The sequence below is a fragment of the Gordonia sp. UBA5067 genome (assembly GCF_002414845.1).
GTDB lineage: Bacteria > Actinomycetota > Actinomycetes > Mycobacteriales > Mycobacteriaceae > Gordonia > Gordonia defluvii.
In genome coordinates this window covers 1-4245 of the sequence record NZ_DIAX01000010.1, presented here as the reverse complement: position 1 = coordinate 4245, position 4245 = coordinate 1, and the positions used below count along the sequence as shown (strand labels likewise).

Genomic DNA, 4245 nt, shown 5'->3' with positions numbered 1-4245 from the left:
TCGTAATGAATAGGTCAGGAGTTCGATTCTCCTAGGCGGCTCGCATTAGACCAGGTAGACCATAGTTTTGACTGTGGCGCTGCCTGGTCTTTTTCGTCGGATGCAACGCTTATGCAACGGATATCTAGGCGAGCCGGTCTAGAACGCTGGTCATATCGGGTGCTTCGACGGCCCGCTCGATGTAGTGCCGCTCTGTCACGGCCGTTGCCGAATGCCCTAGTTGCACCGATGCGGCCTCGACGCCGAGTTCCCTGGCGACGAGTGTGCCCACGGTCTTGCGGAAGCTGTGCGGCTTGACCCACCCGTATTCTTCGCCGCGCACTTTGCGCCACGCGGTGCGGACGTTGGACGGCCATCTGGGCGAGCCGGTGCGCGTCGGGAAGATCAGACCCTCGGCCGAGGGGATGCCTCGATCACGTTGCCGTCTTAGCGCTTCGACGGCGAACTTAGGCAGGATGACCGTGCGAAGTCCGGCGTCGGTCTTGGGATGGTCCTGTCGGTAGCAGCCGCGTCCCTTCTCTGTGACTACGGTGCCACTGATGGTGACGGCGACTCGATCGGCGTCGAGGTCGGTGCAGTCGGACCAGCGCAGCGCGAGGACTTCCCCGATCCGGACGCCGGTCCCCAGCATCACGTCGAAGATCTCGACAAGGTCGTGGGCGCGGCGTGGGCCGCGTAGTTCCTCGGCCTGCCACTTGCGTATGCGTTGGCGTAGCTCGTGCACGTCGGCGACGCCCAGGGCGCGCGGCTTGGCCAGACTCGCCGGTGGTCGGTGCGCGTCGATCACCGGATTGACTGAGATGCATCCGTAGCGCGCTGCGAGCGCGAACGCCTGCCGCAGCACCACGCGAGCGTCCCGGCGGGCCGATAGTGCGGGGAGGGCGAGTAGGAATCGGTCGACGCGCTGCGTGTCCGCCTCGCGCAATGTCACGTCGGATAGGCCCGGCTTGATGATCTTGTCGACGACGCGCCGATAGTAGGCGACGGTGTTTGCGGTTCGTGGCTTACCGCCACGACCGAGGCCCCGCTCGACGTCGTCGAGCATCCACCGGTCGGCGAGTTGGGCGACGGTCGAATCGGCGTCGAGGTTGTCGTGGCCGACCGCGTGCTGGCGGTCGCGGATCTTCAGTTTGAGCGCTGCCTTGGCCTTGGCCGCGGTTGTGCCTCGGGCGCGGAGTTGCCTGGTCTTGCCGTCGTGGTCGCGGTATCGGGTCTTGGCGTCCCACTGACCACCGGGCAACTCGGTCGTGGTGATCGTGCCATATGTGCCGATTGCCAGGCGCGGCCTACCGCTCATCGTCGACAGTCCCACCTGCCGCACGCATCTTCTCCTCGTCTTCATCGATCCACCGTTTATAGGACTCGATGAGGTCGTTGAATTTGCCTAGGTCGCTTGGCGAGACTTTGCCGTACTTCACGTGCAACTCGTGCTCTTTTAGTCGTCGTGCGGTCGTATTCCGATGCCTCACAAGCTTCGGCAGAGAGTCCCGTTTGTCTTCTCCGACGAACCACTCGACTGCACTCCATGCATCCGTATCCCTGCCTGGCAAGACTTCGAGATTGCCGTCTGGGATACCTGGGAACAGCAGCACTATCGGCGGTACTTCGAGCGCGGCCGCGAGCACCATCAGATCAGCTACCGACACCGACTTGCGCTTCCCGTTCTCGATCTCCGAAATTGACGCCTTCGAGATTCGCTTGCCCACTGCGGCCGTCTGGTCTGACAGCCACTGTCCGGATCGCTCGCCCCTCAGCTTGGCGACCTCTCGGCCGATACGGCTTGCAACCTCATCTACCCAGTTCGACATACCGAACAGAATATCGGGTGTTGCCTGAGATAGCGAACGTGTGATAGACCTGTTTGTATTCCCGAACATTCACGGGAATTTGTTCGGAATCCCAGATAGGACTCGAAGATGACACCAGAACAAATCGACGCCCTGGGCGTCTCGACCGACATCGTGACCGCAGCCGCAGCGTTCGGCATCGGCACGAGCACCGCCTACGCTGCCGCGCAAAATGGCACGTTTCCCACCCGCGTCATCAAGGTCGGATCGCGTTACGTCGTGCCGACCGCGGACCTCAAGGCCGCACTCGGCCTCAGCGGCGCGGCCTAAAGCCGTGCGGGCCGACCATTTCGCCGCGATCGAAGACCTCGGGCTGATCGCCGACGACCACACCGAAGACCTACGCACCCCGCGCATGGAAATGCCCCCGACCCAAAGTCTTGGCGGACAGGTCGAGGGCGACACCAACAACCACGAAGGAAGTCAGTCATGAGTCATGCTACCTGCTACAGCCCGCGAGGACACCGCGTCCTCGCAATCCTCGCCGATAGCACCAAGTACACCGCAGTCGTCGTCGAGCACGCCGACCTCAGCCACCGTTGCGAAGTGTGGCCGACCAGCGAGCTGCGCGTCGAGGGATGTACGTCGTGATCGACTTTCAGGCCGCGCTCGACGGCACCCTCACCACTTTGCAACGCCTTGAGCGTCACGGGACACCACCAGTTTTCGGTAGCGCCTCGTGGACCGCGTTGCCCGATGGGCATCCGCTGCGCGTCGCCTCGGTCTACCGCGCCGCCATCATGTGGGTATTCGCCAACGATGTTGACGGCGAGCGCATGAAGGCCGCCGCCGTCGACGTTTCCCAGGCCCGCGACTGGGCATCTGAGGCCCGCCAGGTTCGCAACCACGCCGACGCGGTCCGTAGCGGCGCACACATTGAGAGGAGGTCGGCGTGACCGATCAGACCATCCCGCCGCCGGACGATACCGAATTCACCAATCCCGATACCGACGTCGAACCGACACAGAAGCGGTCGACCGCCGCCCTGCTCGTCGACCTCGCCCAGGCCGAATACCGGCTTGGTATGAGCGAAGACGAACAGCCTTTCGCCGTATCCAAGTCACTCCCGCATATTGGGATGTTGCTGCGCGGCGGGCGCACCGGACTGCGCGCCGAACTCGCCAGGCGTTACTTCGCCGGCACCGGCCTCGTCGCTTCACAGCAATCTCTGGCCGACGCCGCGAACGTCCTCGAAGGTGTCGCTGCGATGAAGGAACCGACCTGCATGTTCCTGCGGACCGCCGAGCACGAAGGCCGCGCCTATATCGACTGCGGCGACGTCGACGGCAACGTGATCGAGATCGTCGGCGGCGGATGGAAGATCACCGACTCCGCGCCCGTCGTGTTCACCCGAACGAAGTTGACCGGCCCCGTCGTGCGCCCCGAACGCGGCGGCAGTCTCGACGAACTGTGGACGTTCTTGCACATCGCCGAGGCCGACCGGCCCGTCATCCTGGCCGCCATGATTCAGGCCCTGATACAGGTGGACGCACCACACCCGGTCGTCGGCCTGATCGCCGAGCAAGGTGCAGCCAAGTCGTCAGCAACCCGCACAATCGTCGACCTAATCGACCCGTCGCCGGTCCCGCTGCGGCAGGCACCCCGCGACGCCGACTCGTGGGTTACCGCTGCGGCAGGCAGTTGGGTGGTCGCGCTCGACAACCTCAGCGGCATACCTGCCTGGCTGTCGGACAGTCTGTGCCGTGCATCCACCGGAGACGGCAACGTCAAGCGCGCCCTGTACTCCGATGCTGGTCTCGCCGTCGTCAAGTTCCGGCGCTGCGTCGTCATCAACGGCATTGACCTCGGTGCGCTGCGCGGCGACCTTGGGGAGCGCATGGTGCTGGCCGACCTTCCCCGGATACCGAAAGCGCGACGACGCGACGAGGGCGAACTGAATTTCGCTTGGTCAAAATGTCGGGGGGCTGTGTTTGGTGCGCTGCTCGACCTGGCCGCCGAAGTGCATCATCGGCTGCCGACGATCAGGCTGGCCGAGATGCCGCGCATGGCGGACTTCGCGCGCGTGCTGGCCGCAGTCGACGAGGTACTTGGCACCGATGGCATGGCCCACTACTTGGGTCGCGCTGATCGGATCGCCGAGGATTCCCTATCGGCCGACGGCTTCATCGAGCACCTGCGGGCCGAACACTTCACCGCCGAGGGTATGACGTCCGCTGAGATCCTGGCCGCGCTGACACCCGACGACAAGGATTGGCGGCGGCCGCGTGACTGGCCGAAGTCGTCGCGTGCGGTCACCACATTGATTACCCGACACGCCCCAGCACTTCGCGCAGTCGGGTGGACGGTCGACTCCGACGCCCGCAATAAGGACAAGGTTGCGCGCTGGACGATCACCCGTCCTGAGATTGCCCGTATTTCTGACCCGCCTGACCCGCCT

At 64.2% G+C, this 4245-nt stretch carries 6 protein-coding genes; 4 read left to right on the top strand and 2 right to left on the bottom strand.

All coding sequences use genetic code 11. From position 1 onward, the window contains the following. Positions 1-124: 124 nt before the first annotated feature. Complete coding sequence (locus tag B4M62_RS01585) at positions 125-1321, bottom strand: tyrosine-type recombinase/integrase (RefSeq protein ID WP_290704173.1); 1197 nt, start codon at positions 1319-1321, stop codon at positions 125-127. Continuing rightward, a complete protein-coding gene (locus tag B4M62_RS01580) occupies positions 1287-1808 on the bottom strand; it encodes a helix-turn-helix domain-containing protein (protein WP_290704171.1) in 522 nt (173 codons plus the stop codon). The genes B4M62_RS01585 and B4M62_RS01580 overlap by 35 nt, the downstream gene beginning before the upstream one ends. A gap of 108 nt (positions 1809-1916) precedes the next feature. Here B4M62_RS01580 and B4M62_RS01575 point away from each other — a divergent pair, with 108 nt between their 5' ends. The 4 genes from B4M62_RS01575 to B4M62_RS01560 all read left to right on the top strand — a co-directional run. Then, positions 1917-2117, top strand: a complete 201-nt coding sequence (locus B4M62_RS01575) for a DNA-binding protein (protein ID WP_290704169.1) — start codon at positions 1917-1919, stop codon at positions 2115-2117. Between the two features lie 159 nt (positions 2118-2276). Next, positions 2277-2438, top strand: a complete 162-nt coding sequence (locus B4M62_RS01570) for a hypothetical protein (RefSeq protein WP_290704166.1) — start codon at positions 2277-2279, stop codon at positions 2436-2438. Beyond that, a complete protein-coding gene (locus B4M62_RS01565; RefSeq protein WP_290704163.1) occupies positions 2435-2743 on the top strand; it encodes a DUF2742 domain-containing protein in 309 nt (102 codons plus the stop codon). Before B4M62_RS01570 ends, B4M62_RS01565 begins: the two co-directional genes overlap by 4 nt. Continuing rightward, positions 2740-4245, top strand: a 1506-nt coding sequence (locus B4M62_RS01560) for an ATP-binding protein (RefSeq protein WP_290704160.1), incomplete at its 3' end; no start/stop codon positions are given. The genes B4M62_RS01565 and B4M62_RS01560, both read left to right, overlap by 4 nt.